The 17,747-nt window shown below is 39.1% G+C and carries 12 protein-coding genes and 1 pseudogene; 3 read left to right on the top strand and 10 right to left on the bottom strand.

The window, feature by feature from the left end; genetic code table 11:
• The first annotated feature begins 11 nt into the window (after positions 1-11).
• Positions 12-1,850, top strand: coding sequence for a glutamine--fructose-6-phosphate transaminase (isomerizing) (gene glmS / locus KTH84_RS10445; protein WP_262473066.1), 1,839 nt, complete (start codon positions 12-14; stop codon positions 1,848-1,850).
• Positions 1,851-2,076: 226 nt separating this feature from the next.
• Here the strand turns inward: glmS and KTH84_RS10440 are convergent.
• A pseudogene (locus KTH84_RS10440) lies at positions 2,077-2,371 on the bottom strand (hypothetical protein).
• Positions 2,372-3,443: 1,072 nt separating this feature from the next.
• Here KTH84_RS10440 and KTH84_RS10435 point away from each other — a divergent pair.
• The gene (locus KTH84_RS10435; RefSeq protein ID WP_262473065.1) at positions 3,444-4,667 is read left to right on the top strand and encodes a hypothetical protein; all 1,224 of its coding nucleotides are present in this window, start codon (positions 3,444-3,446) and stop codon (positions 4,665-4,667) included.
• 61 nt (positions 4,668-4,728) lie between these two features.
• Here the strand turns inward: KTH84_RS10435 and murI are convergent, their stop codons facing one another.
• The 9 genes from murI to hutC all read right to left on the bottom strand — a co-directional run bounded on the left by murI (position 4,729) and on the right by hutC (position 16,265).
• Positions 4,729-5,529, bottom strand: a complete 801-nt coding sequence (murI, locus tag KTH84_RS10430) for a glutamate racemase (protein WP_262473064.1) — start codon at positions 5,527-5,529, stop codon at positions 4,729-4,731.
• Between the two features lie 115 nt (positions 5,530-5,644).
• Positions 5,645-7,471 carry a DUF885 domain-containing protein gene (locus KTH84_RS10425; RefSeq protein ID WP_262473063.1) on the bottom strand — a complete coding sequence of 609 codons (1,827 nt, stop codon included), beginning with the start codon at positions 7,469-7,471 and terminating at the stop codon, positions 5,645-5,647.
• A gap of 252 nt (positions 7,472-7,723) precedes the next feature.
• Positions 7,724-8,644, bottom strand: coding sequence for a formimidoylglutamase (gene hutG, locus KTH84_RS10420; RefSeq protein WP_262473062.1), 921 nt, complete (start codon positions 8,642-8,644; stop codon positions 7,724-7,726).
• A gap of 10 nt (positions 8,645-8,654) precedes the next feature.
• A complete protein-coding gene (gene hutI / locus KTH84_RS10415; RefSeq protein WP_262473061.1) occupies positions 8,655-9,860 on the bottom strand; it encodes an imidazolonepropionase in 1,206 nt (401 codons plus the stop codon).
• A 51-nt stretch (positions 9,861-9,911) separates the two neighbouring features.
• Complete coding sequence (locus KTH84_RS10410) at positions 9,912-11,324, bottom strand: amino acid permease (RefSeq protein WP_133971130.1); 1,413 nt, start codon at positions 11,322-11,324, stop codon at positions 9,912-9,914.
• Between the two features lie 64 nt (positions 11,325-11,388).
• The gene (gene hutH / locus KTH84_RS10405; protein ID WP_133971128.1) at positions 11,389-12,927 is read right to left on the bottom strand and encodes a histidine ammonia-lyase; all 1,539 of its coding nucleotides are present in this window, start codon (positions 12,925-12,927) and stop codon (positions 11,389-11,391) included.
• 87 nt (positions 12,928-13,014) lie between these two features.
• A complete protein-coding gene (hutU, locus tag KTH84_RS10400; protein WP_133971127.1) occupies positions 13,015-14,691 on the bottom strand; it encodes a urocanate hydratase in 1,677 nt (558 codons plus the stop codon).
• Positions 14,692-14,940: 249 nt separating this feature from the next.
• Complete coding sequence (locus tag KTH84_RS10395; RefSeq protein ID WP_202743222.1) at positions 14,941-15,516, bottom strand: HutD family protein; 576 nt, start codon at positions 15,514-15,516, stop codon at positions 14,941-14,943.
• On the bottom strand, positions 15,513-16,265 hold the full coding sequence (gene hutC / locus KTH84_RS10390; RefSeq protein WP_017391094.1) for a histidine utilization repressor: 753 nt from the start codon (positions 16,263-16,265) through the stop codon (positions 15,513-15,515). Before hutC ends, KTH84_RS10395 begins: the two co-directional genes overlap by 4 nt.
• A 350-nt stretch (positions 16,266-16,615) precedes the next feature.
• On the opposite strand from hutC, the gene KTH84_RS10385 reads away from it, so the two are divergent.
• The gene (locus KTH84_RS10385) at positions 16,616-17,728 is read left to right on the top strand and encodes an acyltransferase family protein (protein ID WP_262473060.1); all 1,113 of its coding nucleotides are present in this window, start codon (positions 16,616-16,618) and stop codon (positions 17,726-17,728) included.
• Positions 17,729-17,747 lie beyond the last annotated feature (19 nt).

Here is a 17,747-nt window from a genome sequence, read left to right as displayed (position 1 = left end):
AGGATTGAAGTATGTGTGGTATCGTCGGAGGCGTTGCAGAACGTTGTGTAACCGAGATTTTAATTGAAGGTTTAAAACGTCTTGAATACCGCGGTTATGATTCTGCGGGTGTTGCTTTACTAAATAATCAACAAATTTTACGTGAGCGTCGTGTAGGTAAAGTCATCAATCTTGCAGATGCAGTTGCTGAACACCAACTTACAGGGGCTATCGGCATTGCGCATACACGTTGGGCGACCCATGGTAAGCCAACTGAAAACAATGCTCACCCGCATATGTCTGGTAAGGTTGCTGTCGTACATAACGGTATCATTGAGAACTATCAAGAGCTAAAAGATGACCTACAAGCTTTAGGTTATATCTTCACTTCTCAAACAGATACAGAAGTTGTAGCACACTTAGTTGCTGAAGCCCTAAAAAGCACAGATAGCCTTTTAGAAGCTGTTGAAACTGTTGTACCACAGCTTAAAGGTGCTTACGCACTAGGTATTATCCATAGCGATTATCCAGATGAACTGATTACTGTACGTGAAGGTTCTCCTTTAGTGATTGGCGTAGGTATTGGTGAAAACTTTATTAGTTCAGACCAACTTGCACTTTTACCTGTGACGAACCGCTTTATGTACCTAGAAGAAGGTGATATTGCGCGTCTTACACGTACTTCAATTGAAGTATTTGTAAACGGCGAACGCGTTGAGCGTCCAGTGCGAGAGCTTGATGCAACTGTAAGTAATGCATCAAAAGGTGAATACAAACACTACATGCTCAAAGAAATTTATGAGCAACCAGAAGCAATCAAGCAAACGATTTCTCAAGCACTTGATGGTAATAGTTTACGTGACGATTTCTTGAAAAATGCCGAAGCAGATTTCAATAAAATTCAAAGCGTACAAATCATCGCTTGTGGTACAAGTTACCACTCAGGAATGATTGCGAAATATTGGTTTGAACAACTCATTGGCGTGCCTTGCCAAGTTGAAATCGCGAGTGAATTCCGTTATCGCACCCCTGTAATTGTTGAAAATACACTTTATATTTGTATTTCACAGTCAGGTGAAACAGCCGATACATTAGCTGCGCTACGTGAAACTCAAAAACGTGCGAAAGCAAACAATATCGACATTCAGACTTTAACGATCTGTAACGTTGCAACGTCTTCAATGGTTCGTGAAACTAATCATCACTTATTGACTCTTGCTGGTCCTGAAATTGGTGTTGCATCAACTAAAGCGTTTACGACTCAGCTTGCTGCGCTTATGTTGTTAATCTTGAAAATTGGTCAAGTTAAACAACGTATTAGTCCTGCTCTTACTGAAGAAATTACGCGTGAGCTATGGCACAGCCCGAAAGTTATTCTTGATACCCTCAAAAATGACCCAGAAATTTTGCGTTTGTCTGAATTATTCGTTGAAAAAAATCACTGCTTATTCTTAGGCCGTGGTACGAATTATCCAATCGCATTGGAAGGCGCATTAAAGCTCAAAGAAATTTCATATATTCATGCAGAAGGTTATGCGGCTGGTGAGTTAAAACACGGTCCATTAGCACTCGTTGATAATGAAATGCCAATCGTGATTCTTGCTCCACATGATGAAATGCTTGATAAGCTCAAATCAAATATGGAAGAAGTTCAGGCACGTGGTGGTGAATTATTCGTTTTCGCTGATGAAAATAGCGGAATCAATGAAAAAGACCGTCAGCACGTTGTGCATATTCCAGCAGTAAATGAATGGCTAGCTCCTATTATTTATAGCGTGCCAGTTCAGTTGTTGTCTTATCACGTTGCTGTATTACGTGGTACAGATGTTGACCAGCCACGTAACTTGGCGAAGTCAGTCACTGTAGAGTAATTCAAAAAAGATCATTATTAAGGCATCACCTGCTTTAATAACTGATTGATTAAGCCCGATATGTGTAAGTGCATATCGGGCTTTTTTATTGCGTTCATACGGCCACACAGCCCCTTTCCCGTGAAAGAAAATAGAGGACTCCCCTAGGCCCCCGTGTCACAACGGACTTTTTACTTTTGCGCTGATTTAAAGTTTGAGAGATCATTGCGACACAGAGATAAAGGAGCTAAGCGAACTTAGCCCATTTCATTTTTGTCGCAGCGTTGAATGCTGCTAAACATGTTAGGGGCAAAGTCCTGTGGGAGAACAGGACTTTGCAAACTGGTGTGTTTTAAACGCTGTACGGTTTGAGGTGAATACACCTGTGCAAGCTGTTGGCAAATACAATCGCAACTTGCTTGCATGTGTTCACCTGACAAACAAATTCTTTTAAATTCCTGCTGAGCATTGGCATCATCATTTGTAATACCGTAAACACCGACCATAAGGTTTAAAACTAATATAAATTTATGAAGTTTCATATTATTCTCATGATTATTTATATCTTTAAATAAAATAAAAATATGATTCATCCAAATATTAAAATATTTTCAAACAATAATTAACCCTCCCACAAATACAGGAAAATAAAATAATTAAAATTTTAAAATAAAATTATTTATAAATATAAAAACTCAGGTCGCAAAAAACCTAAATTTTAAATAAATAAAATAGTTAAATAAGAGAGAAAATGAGTTTGAATAGTGTCATGGCCAACTCCTTAAAAAATGGAGTCCTACCACCAAATCACCGTCAATTGATTAGGGTGGCAGAACGAAAGAGGGTTAGCAGACTGACCTAGCGACCAGCACGCGCGAACGCGTCCCCCTTCCGCCCTACCATAGAGAAAAAGGGGGCACAAAGGTTCCACATGGGAAATACTCAGAAAGTATAACCCATTCGCTAGGATACGGTCTGCTAAAACCGACTGGCAATGTAGGCCAGCAACGAAATATTAATCGGTATAATAAAGAACGTCAATTTATTTTAATGAAAAATTTTAAATATAATAATTTTATTAATATTTAAATAATATTATCCTCCTTATTGCATTTGTAACTTTTAATTAAATTTAAAATATAAACTTTGGTTATATATATTTAGTTAATAAAACAAATTAATCGTTAATTCTAATTTAACAGTTTATATAAATATATACGATGAGAAAAAGCGAGACATAGAAACAACTTATAGAAAGCCCCTACTCCAAAGATGCTATCCCCCATCTCTTACCATCTGTTCGAGAGCTTATTTTCCTACAGCTTTTACAGGTAAATGTTTATCTAAGAAAGCAAAAGACCGTCAATACGTTGTACAGATTTAAAAGTATATTGAGCTTTTTATTGTGCTCATAAAGCTCTAAAGCATAGTTTCTGGCTTTTATTAAGATATTCTAATAAATATATCTAAATCAATATCTTATATACAAAAACCAACAAAAACACTCGGATTTATACATATGAAATTATGGTATAAATCACGCTTCGAAATTTACTTGATAACTATAAATTTCGACTATTACAAAAACTTTCTAATTATAAGGAGTGACTTATCATGGCTAATGGATTCCCCGAAGGAAACTTTAGAATCATTAACAAAGAAACAGGTGCATGTATTTCAAGTCTGTATGGTGGTCAGACACATGGTATGCAAGATGCCGTAACTGCACGTGGTGAAACGGGTCAGTTATCGTACTCTCATACAAATGACCGTGAATTTACGGTACACGATAAAGTTAAAAACATAGAAGAAGAGCTTTGGTATTTTGACAGTAGTGCAGACAGCTGGGGTCACAAACGGAATATGCTTTATAACAAAGTTAAAGATATTCGTTCTAGTTGGGTTCTCGGTGCTCATGTTAAGACAAATGCGATTGCATATAAATTATTAGACAAAGACTTAGAACACTTCCTTAGTCTTTTACCAAAGCAAGATGAAGAAACACTAGCCCATTTAAAAACCAGTGATGGTCTTGATATTGTTCGTTTATTAAAAACATTTATTCATAGTAACGGCGAAGAAACCATTAAATCTGAACTCATTGGCAAACTTGATGAGACTAAGCTGAATGACTCTTTAAATACGGTACTGGCTCATAACTCAATTCGTAGCATCGAACACAGGTTCCATAAATATGCATCCTCTCCGTATCTAGGTTTAGATATTCCTGAAATTAAAGGTTTATCTGAGAATCCTTTCACCCGGCATAACGAACAACTCTATAAGATTATTCTTGCCTCTGTCCAATTACATGTCTTGGATCAAAAAGATCCGACCTCAAGGTCAGAGTTCCGACTACATTTACGCCATCAAAATATCAATGCTCTTCTAAAAAATATGAAGAACGAGAACCTGCAGGAGCTTTATGGAAAAGTTTATGAAGAATATAAGGAAGATAAAAATTCTCAGGATCTTAAAAAAGAAGCCGTAAAAGTCCTTTTAGAGCTTAGAAAAACGCTAGATTTACATACGAATGAAAAAAATATAGATACGGCCAAAAAGATTTTGCAGATAGGTTTACAGTCAAATGAGTCTTTTGAGCAACTGCAAACAGCATTAAAAAGTACCAATGGTAAAGAAATAAAACCAGTTAATTGGCATAGTGGCGATGTTTTCTTACAAGGAGCGGGCCGCCAGTACCAAACTAAGTGGGCATTTGAAGATGGTTATATCTTTGTAGAAGGCCAACCAAATGCTGTACTTACACATCTCTGGGGTTCATCTATAGGTATTAGTCAACGATCTAATGACCCAAAACAGCGCTGGGAATTTAAATAAGTTTAATTTGAGTTAGAACATAAGATGGTAAGAGAAAGCTCTCTTACCATCCTTATAAAATTTATATAGCGATATCTTTTACAGGTAAATGAGTACCTAACAAAGAAAAAGTAACGTCCGCAACTTCCAACGGATCTGAACTGGTCCAAATAATATGATTCCCTTCATTTGGACTTTCTGACCTTAAATGATATCTCTTTAACTGGCGGATTAAATGCGCTGTAACTGCTTCTGAAGGCTCAAGAATTTGTATATCACGACCTACAATTTCCTGAATAATGTTTGAGACAAATGGATAGTGTGTGCATCCTAAAATAATCGTATCGACTTTTTGCTCGACCAGCGGCGCCAAAATATTTTTTAAATAATCTTTAACTTCCGCTGTATGTGCTTTACCCGTTTCAATTTTTTCGGCTAAACCAATACAAGGTACTAAAGATACTTTGATATTTTGTGCGTAAGTCTCGATTAAATTCTTGAGATTTTTTCCCTTAACCGTGGTGGCAGTTGCCAAGACAGCAATATGCTTACTTTGAGTGATTGCTACTGCGGGTTTTACGGCGGGTTCTATTGCAATAAGTGGCACATTAATTTGTGCTCTAATCGTTTCAATCGCTACAGCCGTCATGGTGTTACAAGCAATCACAATCGCTTTGCATTTACCCTGTGCAACTAGGTTTGAAATTAAATGCGTGGTTCGTGAAACAATCCAGTCGCTTTCTTTGTCTCCATACGGGACATATTTCGAGTCAGCGAAATAGATAATGTCTTCATTCGGAAGGGCCTGCCGAATGTGCTTAAATAGAGACAGCCCGCCTAAACCAGAATCAATCATTCCAATCGGGTTATTCTTCTGGTTCATTATTTTTCCAATTTAAAATTCTAAAAGAAACTATATTTTTCATTATTATATTCTGTTTTCTATCGGTTTTTACATCAGGCCCAACGAGGACCTGACCTAAATTTCAAATTTTATTTTAAGCTGCCGCTTTTTGTTCCTTAATCCAATTTTTAATACGGGCATCCAGTATATTTAAAGGCAAGGTTCCTGCATTTAAGATCATGTCATGGAATGCTTTTATATCAAAACGATCTCCGAGCTCATGTTTAGCTAACTCTCGTAACTCTAAAATTTTTAGTTGCCCCATCTTGTATGCTAGTGCTTGTGCGGGAATAGCAATATATCGATCTGTTTCTGCCTGAATATCAGGTTCATCTAAAGCAGAATGTTCTCGCATAAAATCAATCATTTGCTGACGAGTCCACTTCTTATAATGCACACCCGTATCGACCACTAACCGACAAGCACGGAATAACTCACTCGATAGTCTTCCATAGTCTGAAAGCGGGTCTTTATAGAAACCAACATCTTTACCCAGTTGCTCTGCGTAAAGTGCCCATCCTTCAATATAAGCTGTGTGGTTAGGCTGCTTTCGGAACATCGGCAAATTTGGCAGGTTTTGGGCAATATCAATTTGCATATGGTGGCCGGGAATAGCCTCATGATAAGCCGTAGCTTCCATTGATATTTTTGAACGTTCAGAGAAGTCGCCTGTATTCACATAAACTTGTCCGGGGCGTGAACCATCAGGTGTTCCTTGATGATACTCCGCACCTGCCGCTTCTTTTTCTCGATATTGCTCTACAGGTAAAACTTCGACTTTATTTTTGGGTAATAAACCAAATAGCTTCGGCAACTCTGGTTGCATTTGGGCAATATACCCTCGATAAATCTCTAAAATTTCTTCACGAGACTTTGGGAAAACCGCAGGATTTGTTTTTAAGGATTGTTGGAAACTTTTTAAGTCGCTGAAACCTTGTGCTTTGGCAATTTTAAGCATTTCAGCTTCAATACGAGCAACTTCTTTTAATCCGAGCTGATGAATATTTTCAGGGCTTTCTAACGTTGTCGTATTATTTTCTACATAAAAGCGATAGAGCTCATCTCCTTTTGGTAAGCTCCATATACCTTCATGTTGCCGTCCATGGGGTAAGTAATCTTTCTGAATAAACGTCCCTAGTTTTTGATAAGCAGGCCGAACATGCTGATCTATGGCCTGTAGCATTTCTCGGCTTAAACGTTCTTGCTCTACTTTCGAAATGTTGTTTGGAAATTGCTTTAATGGAGAAGCAAACACACTGTCTTTCCCTGAAGGAGTTGCAATGCTATTAATCTGTTTTGCCACCTTTTCAATTAAGTATTTCGGTGGCATCAAGCCATCTTTTTGTCCTTGTTTCGCTAACTGAATCCCCTGATCAAGAATAAGAGGGATTTGCTTTAAACGAGCAATATAGTCTTCATATTGCTTAGCATTATCAAAGGGAATCGAACTAATAAACCCCGGAAATTGTAAATGCAGTCCCCACATTTGATTGAAAGGCATCTCATAGAGTTTCAAATCATAATTTTTAAGTGACTCTTTCAACTGATAAATTATTAAATCTTTATTTAATTGATCAGTTGCTGAAAACCCTGTGCTATTAATCGCTTCAAAACGTTTTAAGAAATTTTGAGTACTTTTTTTATCTTTCTCGATCTGATTTTTTGAAAGCTCAGTCCATCGATTGTTGTAGCGTAAATCTCCTAAAATAGTTGCAGTTTCAGGATTATTTTTTAAAGTATATTCCCACTGTTCTTGTAAAAGCTGGTTTAAAGCTTTCACCCGAACAGAGACATTACTATTTGGTTTAGATTGTGATTTTTCGATGGTATTCGTATTAATTTCGGGGGTTGCAGCACCAGAAGAATGAGACATCCAAAATAAAACACTGATACAAGCAAAATGTAAGGTTCTGTTTTTCATTTAATTATCCAGAAATATTTAACGAAGGTTAAAATAAAGACAAAACAAATTACGTGCCAAGCAGCATATAAAATGGTGTAAAAATCGAGTATTTTTTTAACTCAATGATTTTATAAATTAATTTTCTTTTTAATTAAATTATTTATAGTTGCTATCTATATTCCGTATCTGACTTTAATGTATCAGACACTTAAAGAAGTGCACATGAGCGATCTCAGTGCACTTTTGAATTTCTACATTAAAAATTGTTTCTCAAGAAAACAAATATTGATAAACAATATAGGCTGCCAATTTTGCTGTTCTATTGTCTAAATCAAATTTTGGATTGCACTCAGCAATATCTAAAAGTTTAATTTTTCCAGTCTCTTGAATATGCTTAAAAATTGCTTCAAAAGTAGCTAAATCAATTCCTTTTACAGCTGGCGCACTAACTCCCGGTGCAACCGCAGCAGCAAATACATCTAGATCAATCGTAACGTACAAACAGTCCACTTTCTCAATAAAAGCATCAACCGCCGCAAGTACGTTGTTCAGGTTAAAAATATTAACCTCATGATCGCGTAAATATGAGCAATTCAGCGCATCAGCTGTATCAAACAAAACTTTAGTATTGGCATGGTTAGCTACCCCAATACATAAATAATTAAATTGTTTTTGATGTTGCTCAGAAAGTCGTGCTGCCTGCAAAAAAGGCGTGCCAGATGTTGCATGCTCTGCTTCACGCAAATCAAAATGGGCATCGAAGTTAATAATTCCTATTTTTTGTTCAGGCGCATGTGCTTGTACATATTGGAATAAACCGCTAAAGCTGCCAAATGCAACCTCATGTCCACCACCTAGTACAATCGGTTTTAAACCATTTTGTAGGCTGGTTGCGACTTGCTCAGCCAACTCAGTTTGCGCTTGTTCTAAATTGCCATATTCACAAGTTACTGTACCTAAATCGACAATACTGACTGGACGATGAATAGGTAAATTGGCAAGCTGGTTACGTATTGCGTCTGGAGCATCGGCAGCACCAACTCGGCCTTTGTTACGTTTCACGCCTTCATCAGAACTAAAACCAATCAGCGCAAAGTCTGCGTGTTGGGTTTTGTTGATAATATGATGAATGCGTTGGTGTGCTTCACCTTCGCCATCATGGCGACCTTGCCATTTAAATGTGTGATTCATATGACACCGTTTAAAAAATAACTTCTTGTCCATGCTGAATCACTCGCTTAGGCAAATCTCCGCCAAGCCAGTAGACAATTTCAGATGGATGCTCAATATCCCAAGCCACAAAATCCGCGACTTTACCCTGCTCTAAACTACCGTGCGTTTGCTCTAAACCGAGTGCTTGTGCAGCATGAATGGTGACACCCGCTAATGCTTGCTCAGGTGTAAGACGGAATAGCGTGCTTCCCATATTGAGCATTAAACGTAAAGAAAGTGCTGGAGATGTACCTGGGTTTAAATCGCTCGACAGCGCAATACGCACGCCATGCTTAATGAGACTTTCAACCGGTGGATATTGTGTTTCACGTAATAGATAAAAGGCACCCGGCAATAACACAGCAACCGTACCCGACTCTGCCATTGCTTTGACATCATCTTCGGTCATGTATTCTAAATGGTCTGCCGACAAAGCATGATAACGTGCTGCCAAGCTTGAGCCACCTAGCGATGAGAGCTGCTCGGCATGAAGCTTAACAGGTAGATTCAAAGACTGTGCTGTTTTAAAAACACGTTCAACTTGAGCTGGTGAAAATGCCAGATGCTCACAAAAAGCATCAACTGCATCGACTAAACCTTCAGCATGTAGTTTAGGCAGCATTTCTGTACAGATATGGTCGATATAAGCATCGCTTTGATCTTTGTACTCTGGCGGTAAAGCATGCGCGGCTAAACAAGTACTTTTTACCGTCATTGGCAAGACTTCACCAATTTGACGGATCACACGCAGCATTTTGCGTTCATTTTCGTAATTGAGCCCGTAACCAGACTTAATCTCGATGGTTGTTACACCGTCTTGTTGCATACAACGAATGCGCTTAAGTGCTGAATTTAGTAATTGTTCTTCACTGGCTTCACGTGTTGCCCGTACGGTACTTGCAATACCGCCACCGCTGGCTGCAATTTCGGCATAGCTCACACCTTGCAAGCGTTTTTCAAACTCAACACTACGGTTCCCGCCAAATACACTATGCGTATGACAGTCAATAAACCCTGGGGTAACCCAAGCTCCATTTAAATCAACTGTTTCGGAATATGTGTCGGTAGGAAGTTGTTGTTGTTTTCCAATCCACTGAATGAGATACCCTTCTGTGACAATTGCAGCATCTTCAATGTAGGAGTATTGCCCATTTTGCATGGTCGCAATGTGGCAATTTTGCCAAAGTTTTTTCATGAGCCTTTCCTCAAAACTGCCCAATAGTTAAACCATTGGGCAGTTCATTTGTTAGCTTTCTATCTCAACATTTTGATGGATAGGATTACTTTCCTTGCCCAAGTTCTGGTCTGGTTTTACCCATATGCGATAAGCAATAGTTAATAGAACAAGCCATGTTATGCCTACATAAATTGCAGGACGTGAATCAGGGAAATAACCCATCATCACTAAAATAAACACCATAAAACCAATCGCGAACGCAGGTGCATATGGCCAACCCCATACAGGGAAATCAAGCGCCTTAATTTCAGCAGTAGATAATTTACGGCGCATTGCCACTTGCGAAAGCAAAATCATGAGCCAAACCCAGACGGTTGCAAAAGTCGCAATTGATGCAATGATCATGAATACATTTTCAGGAATAAGGTAGTTCAGTACCACACCCGTCAATAGCACACCGGCCATCACCACAACAGTCATCCATGGCACACCATTACGTGACAGTTTTTGGAAAACTCGAGGTGCTTGACCACGGTTTGCCATGCCATAAAGCATACGGCCTGCGCCGAATACATCACTGTTAATTGCTGAAACAGCCGCTGTAATCACGACAATATTTAAAATATTTGCTGCTGATTTAATGCCTAAATTTTCAAAAATCTGGACAAATGGACTACCTTGGCTACCAATTTGGTTCCATGGGAAAATCGACATCAAAACAAAAATCGTGAGTACATAAAAAAGTAAAATACGAACCGGAACAGCATTAATTGCTTTTGGCAAAGTCGTTTTCGGATCTTGCGACTCACCCGCTGTAATGCCAATAATCTCAATACCACCAAAAGCAAATACAACTACAGATAAACATGCCACCAGACCGGCAATACCATGCGGCATAAAACCGTCATAAATCCATAGGTTTGAAATGCCCGGTACGATATTGCTATGGTCAGCCTGAAAACCATAGAACATAAGGCCCAAACCGCCTAAAATCATGGCAACAATGGCGGTAACTTTTATAATGGATAACCAGAATTCGAGTTCACCAAAGACTTTAACGTGAATTAAATTAATGGCACCCAAGAACATAATTAACGATAAAATCCAGATCCACCTCGGCACATCGGGGTACCAGAACCCCATATAAATACCAAAAGCAGTGACATCGGCAAGTGCAACAATCACCATTTCAAAAACATAAGTCCAACCTGTGGTAAAACCTGCCAGTGGACTAATGTACTGTGATGCATAATGGCTAAATGAACCAGATACAGGGTTATGGACAGCCATTTCACCCAGTGCACGCATAACAATATAAATTGCAATCCCTGCAACAATATACGCTAGTAATACTGAAGGCCCCGCCATTTTAATGGCAGTTGCCGAACCATAGAAAAGCCCAGTTCCAATTGCTGAGCCCAATGCCAAGAAACGAATGTGACGGGTGTTCAACCCCCGCTGTAGTGTGGAGTTTTGTGACATTATAATCTCCAATCCTTGAGGATATTTAGTTAGATTCGGCCACTCCATGTGACCGTTTTATTAATCACACTTCAGATAGACTAGGGAGTAGGTTTGGAATAATTAACTCGTTTAGACAACCACTCGAAAGTAATTCACTTGCCTGTTCAATATCAGGAGCAAAGAAACGGTCTTCACTGTAGTAAGGCACTTGAGCGCGCAAGATTTTACGGGCTTGTTCAAGTTTAGGCGAGCTTTTTAGGCCTTCACGGAAGTCTAAACCCTGACAAGCGCCTAACCATTCAACAGCTAGAATGCCGCGGACGTTGTCAGCCATTGGCCAAAGACGTTTACCTGCGTTAGGTGCCATTGAAACATGGTCTTCCTGATTCGCTGAGGTTGGTAAACTATCTACACTCGCTGGATGTGCAAGCGCTTTGTTGTCACTCGCAAGCGCAGCCGCCGTAACTTGAGCAATCATGAAACCCGAGTTCACGCCACCATTTGCGACCAAGAACGGTGGAAGCTGTGACATGTGGCGGTCCATCATCATCGAAATACGACGTTCTGAGAGTGAACCAATTTCTGCAATCGCCAATGCGAGATTATCTGCTGCCATCGCAACAGGTTCAGCGTGGAAGTTACCACCTGAAATCACATCACCTTCTGCTGCAAAAACCAGTGGGTTATCAGACACTGCGTTTGCTTCAATTGCTAATACTTCGGCAGCCTGACGGATTTGAGTTAAACATGCACCCATCACCTGTGGTTGGCAACGTAAAGAATACGGATCTTGAACTTTGCTACAGTCTTCATGTGAATGTGCAATTTCACTTGATTCTGTTAAGAGGTCACGATAAGCCGCAGCCACATCAATTTGACCACGCTGACCACGTACTTCATGAATACGAGCATCGAATGGCGCACGTGAACCTAACATCGCTTCAACGCTTAAACCACCACAAACAGTTGCAGCAGCAAACAAATCTTCAGCTTCAAATAAACCGCGTAAAGCATACGCTGTAGAAACCTGAGTACCATTTAAAAGTGCCAAGCCTTCTTTTGCCGCTAAAGAAATAGGTTCTAAACCTGCAATTTTTAAAGCTTCAACTGCTGGTATCCATTCACCCTTATAACGTGCTTTACTTTCACCCAATAGAACTAAAGACATATGCGCAAGTGGTGCTAAATCACCAGAAGCACCTACAGAACCTTTAAGAGGAATATGCGGATAAACTTCAGCATTAATTAATGCCAACAAAGCATCAATGACTTTACGGCGAATACCTGAGAAACCACGTGCCAAGCTGTTTGCTTTCAATAGAATAATTAAGCGAACCATCGCATCATCAAGTGGTTCACCTACACCTGCTGCATGCGAAAGAACCAATGAACGCTGTAATTGTTCTAAATCTTCAGGAGCAATCTTGGTTGAAGCGAGTAAACCAAAACCGGTGTTAATTCCGTAAGCTGTACGTCCTTCATTTACAATCTGTTCTACACAAGCCACGCTTGCGTTAATTGCAGCTGAAGCACTTTCATCTAATTTAACTTTAATCGGGTTGAGGTAAGCTTGACGTAAATCAGCTAAGGTCAGTTTTCCCGGTTGGATCAATAATTCCATGTTGGCTTCCTAATTTTTGGCACTATATTCTGCTGAGACGGTGCTTTTCACAATTGCAAAAAGCACCGCCAGTTCTTCCATGTGTTTTTATTGAGTGATCATTGGCAAGTTTAAGCCTTGCTCTTTCGCACAGTTAATCGCAATTTCATAACCTGCATCAGCATGACGCATAACACCTGTTGCAGGGTCATTGGTCAGTACGCGAGCAATACGTGCAGCAGCGTCATCTGTACCATCACACACAATCACAACGCCTGAGTGTTGAGAGAAGCCCATACCTACACCACCACCGTGATGTAAAGACACCCAAGTTGCCCCGCCTGCTGTATTTAACAATGCATTTAATAAAGGCCAGTCAGATACTGCATCTGAGCCGTCTTGCATTGCTTCAGTTTCACGGTTTGGACTCGCAACTGAACCTGAGTCTAAGTGGTCACGACCAATTACGACTGGTGCTGATAATTCACCACTACGAACCATTTCGTTAAAAGCTAAGCCAAGTTTTGCACGTAAACCTAAACCAACCCAGCAAATACGAGCTGGTAAGCCTTGGAAGCTAATACGTTCACGTGCCATGTCTAACCAGTGATGTAAATGTTCATCATCAGGAATTAACTCTTTAACTTTGGCATCTGTTTTATAAATGTCTTCTGGGTCACCAGAAAGCGCTGCCCAACGGAATGGACCAATACCACGGCAGAACAATGGACGGATATATGCAGGAACAAAACCAGGGAAATCAAATGCGTTTGCTACGCCTTCTTCTTTCGCCATTTGACGGATGTTATTACCATAGTCAAATGTTGGAACACCCATTTTTTGGAAATCGAGCATCGCTTGTACGTGTTTCGCCATCGACTGTTTTGCAGCTTTTACAACAGTTTCTGGTTCTGTTTTCGCACGTTCACGGTATTCATCCCAAGTCCAGCCTACTGGTAGGTAGCCATTGAGTGGATCGTGTGCACTTGTTTGGTCTGTCACCATGTCTGGACGCACACCACGGCGAACAAGCTCAGGTAAAATCTCTGCAGCATTGCCATGAAGTGCAATTGAAATTACTTTGCCTTCTTTCGTGTAACGATCAATACGCGCTAAAGCGTCATCTAAATCAGTTGCTTGTTCATCTACATAACGTGTGCGTAAACGGAAATCGATGCTTGCTTGTTGGCATTCAATGTTTAAAGAACAAGCCCCTGCAAGTGTTGCAGCTAAAGGTTGAGCGCCACCCATGCCACCTAAACCGGCAGTAAGAACCCAACGACCGTTTAAATCGCCGTTGTAGTGTTGACGACCTGCTTCAACGAAAGTTTCGTAAGTACCTTGTACAATGCCTTGGCTACCAATATAGATCCATGAACCTGCTGTCATTTGACCGTACATTGCTAAAGCTTTTGCATCTAACTCGTTAAAGTGTTCCCAGTTTGCCCAGTGCGGTACAAGGTTTGAGTTTGCAATTAAAACACGTGGCGCATCTTTATGAGTTTTAAATACACCTACTGGTTTGCCTGATTGAACCAATAGAGTTTCATCAATTTCTAGATTTTTTAAAGTATCTACAATTTTATCAAAACATTCCCAGTTACGTGCAGCACGGCCAATACCACCGTATACAACCAACTCTTTCGGGTTTTCTGCAACGTCCGGATCAAGGTTATTCATCAACATGCGTAATGGCGCTTCAGTTAACCAACTTTTAGCTGTCAATTCAGTGCCGCGTGGCGCACGAATTTCTACATCACGAAATTTTGTTGTCGTTGTTGTCACAGGCGGACTCCTTCCTTTGAGCTTACATCAGCAGAACATCACTTGTTTCTGCATTTGTATAGTAATGTATTAACTTGTATATACATCCATATACTACACAAATATTTTAAAACGTGAAGAGGGTTTCAAATATTTTTTTAAAAAACTTAATAAGCTATTGAATTAAAATAATTTATTTTTATAATTTGCATAAAAAAAGCACACATCCTTTCACTAGACATGTGCTTTTAAAAAGCTATTTTTTAAATTTTAACGTTGAGTTAACTCAATAACATAACAATTTTTTGCCCAATTTTGAGGAAAATGAACTGATGTAATCGCAGTGGTTTTCTCAATTTTTAAAGTCTCGTGAGCAGTGAGTACAAAGGTTTTATCCTCAATCGCTACTTCTGTTTCTGAACCACTATTAAAAATAAAAATCAGGTCTGCCGAGCTTAAAAAAGTCTGTGCTTCTGTACCATCTACTCTCTGAAAGCGGGCATGAAATTTTGCAGAATCATAAATTAGATTTAAATCTCGAATTGCACCATCAACCAGTTCACTTTGTACCTGACTTTCGCCGTGGAAAGCAAAAATATCGCCCAGCTTTAACGACCTAGCAGGCAGATCATCGACATGTAATTCAATACCTTTCCCATCAAGTACAGTAATAATTCGCTGCTTATTTGGGAACAAGGAAAATGGTCCAGAAGTTGTCACATCTGCCATCGAAATTCGCCAGTCGAAATCAAGATCACCTAGGCTTCGCGCAATTTCTAAAGTATAGCCTGCACCATTTTTCCAAAGCATTTTTGTATATTGGTCTGCCTTGAGTACTTCAATCATTGCGTAAATTTGCCTTCGAGATAATAACGACTGCCGGGATAAGTCAGACGGGCACTAGAAATGAGTTGTTTGTTTGACCACGTACGGCGACGGATCAGTAAACATGGTTCAGTTTTAGTAATTTTTAACCACTTACACTCTTGCGGAGATGCTAAAACGGCTTCAACAATATGCTCGCCTTCTGTCACAGGTGCTTTCGCCATTAAGTATGCATTTGGAGTAATGGTTTTAAAATCTTGTTCTAAATAATCTGGGATGAGTGCTGCATCAACCAAACGATCTTCGACCTGAACTGGCACATCATTTTCATAATGCACAATAATTGAATGAAATAGCTTTTGCCCTTCGCGAGTCTGCATTAATACACTTTGTTCTGCATTTGCATAAATTTGTTCTAAAATTAAAACTTCCGCATGGTGCTTATGGTTTCGTGCAACAATCTCTTCGGCAATATTATTAATTTGAAAAAGCGCGGTTCGGCCTTGCCCTTCAGCAACAAAAGAACCAACACCCTGTATACGTACCAATAAACCCTCAGTCGTTAATTCGCGTAGCGCACGATTGACTGTCATGCGACTGCAACCAAGTTGATTGACCAACTCACTTTCAGAAGGAATTTTTTTATTTACAGCCCAAGAGCCTTCATAAATCTTTTGTGAAATCAGCTGTTTGACGCGTTGATATAAAGGAACTGGACTATCAGCTTCAATCGAAAGCTCAGCATGTTCTTGTTTTGATGTTCTGGGCATAGCAAAGTCTCAAAAAGGCAGCAGGCAAAGTTATATTTTAGTTGACATGTTATGTATATACAACCAAATACAACATGTGAATGAATAAAAATAAAAGATTTAATCTGGCTAAAAAACAAGCCAAATACAATATAAGCTAATTTAAAGTTTTATGTAGAGAAATTCAATTATATTAATATCTTATCAATATTTTCATTTAAGCAGTTAGTCGCCTTAAGCTTTGCCCAATTCAACTGTTTTCTATTCGTATTATTTTAATTACTCAATGATACTTAAAAATTTTATTTAAAATAACTGATCGATAGTATTCTTCTGCCACACAGTATATTAATAAACTGGAAGCACATCGAATGCGTAATTATAAAATAGATATTCTGCGAGGAATCTCTATCCTTTTGGTTCTTTTACATCATTTTAATATTCCCTATAAACTTAAAGACACATGGTTAGGTTTTAATTTCTTGGGTGAAGCATTTAGCACCTTACTTGCAAGAAATGGAAATTATGGCGTCACCATGTTTTTTGTGATTTCGGGTTTTTTAATTACCCATCACACTTTAAAAAGAGACAAACAATTCTCCGCAATTAACCTCAAGCATTTTTATATCCGACGAGCAGCCCGCATTTTACCGTGTCTGGTTTTACTCATTCTAGGTGTAAGTTTACTTGGGTCATTTGACTTAAAACCCTTTATAAACCAAGCCCCCAATGGCATTGAGGTCTCATATCCCTTAACTATATTTGCAGCTTTAACCTTCTGGATGAATATCCTGATTATCAAATTTGGTTGGGTAAACTACGCTTTGGGCGTGTTGTGGTCACTCTCTGTAGAAGAAGTTTTCTACTTTGTGTTTCCATTATTGTGCCTGCTCACGCGTAGTAATAAGGTATTTATTGCTGTACTTGTTGGAGTAATTTTATACGGACCTTATTTTAGATCTCTACATTTTGGAGAAGAAAGCGGTGCCTATTTATATCATTATTTTTCGAGTTTTGACGGCATAGCTATTGGTTGTTTAACAGCGATATTTTCTCATACATATCGACCAAATTGGACCTATAAAAAACCTCTTTCTTGGTTCATTATTTTGAGTATGACAGCCCTTTATTTATATGCTCCCATTAAAGAAGTCAGTACATGGGGTATTAGCTTATTTGCTTTCGCCTCAGCTTTACTCATTTTATGTTTTCAGCATCCTGCGGGAACGCAAACACATAGTCTGTTTACAAAAGTGATGGTCTGGTTGGGGCAAAGAAGTTATGAAACTTATTTGTTTCATCTGGTGGTGCTTGGTCTCATGAAGGTTGCTTTTATTCCAGCTCAAACCGACTCTAGCATCAAAATTATGCTTTTAATTGCCTATCTCATTGTGACTTTCATCATTAGTGCAGCAATTGAAAAATATTATTCCACCCCACTTAACAGCTACATTCGTAAGATATTTATCAAAGATAAATCATAAAAATAAGCCCCTTTTAAAT

The organism is Acinetobacter sp. WU_MDCI_Abxb74 (assembly GCF_025513915.1).
Classification (GTDB): Bacteria; Pseudomonadota; Gammaproteobacteria; order Pseudomonadales; family Moraxellaceae; genus Acinetobacter; species Acinetobacter calcoaceticus_C.
This window is presented reverse-complemented; position numbering and strand designations above follow the sequence as displayed.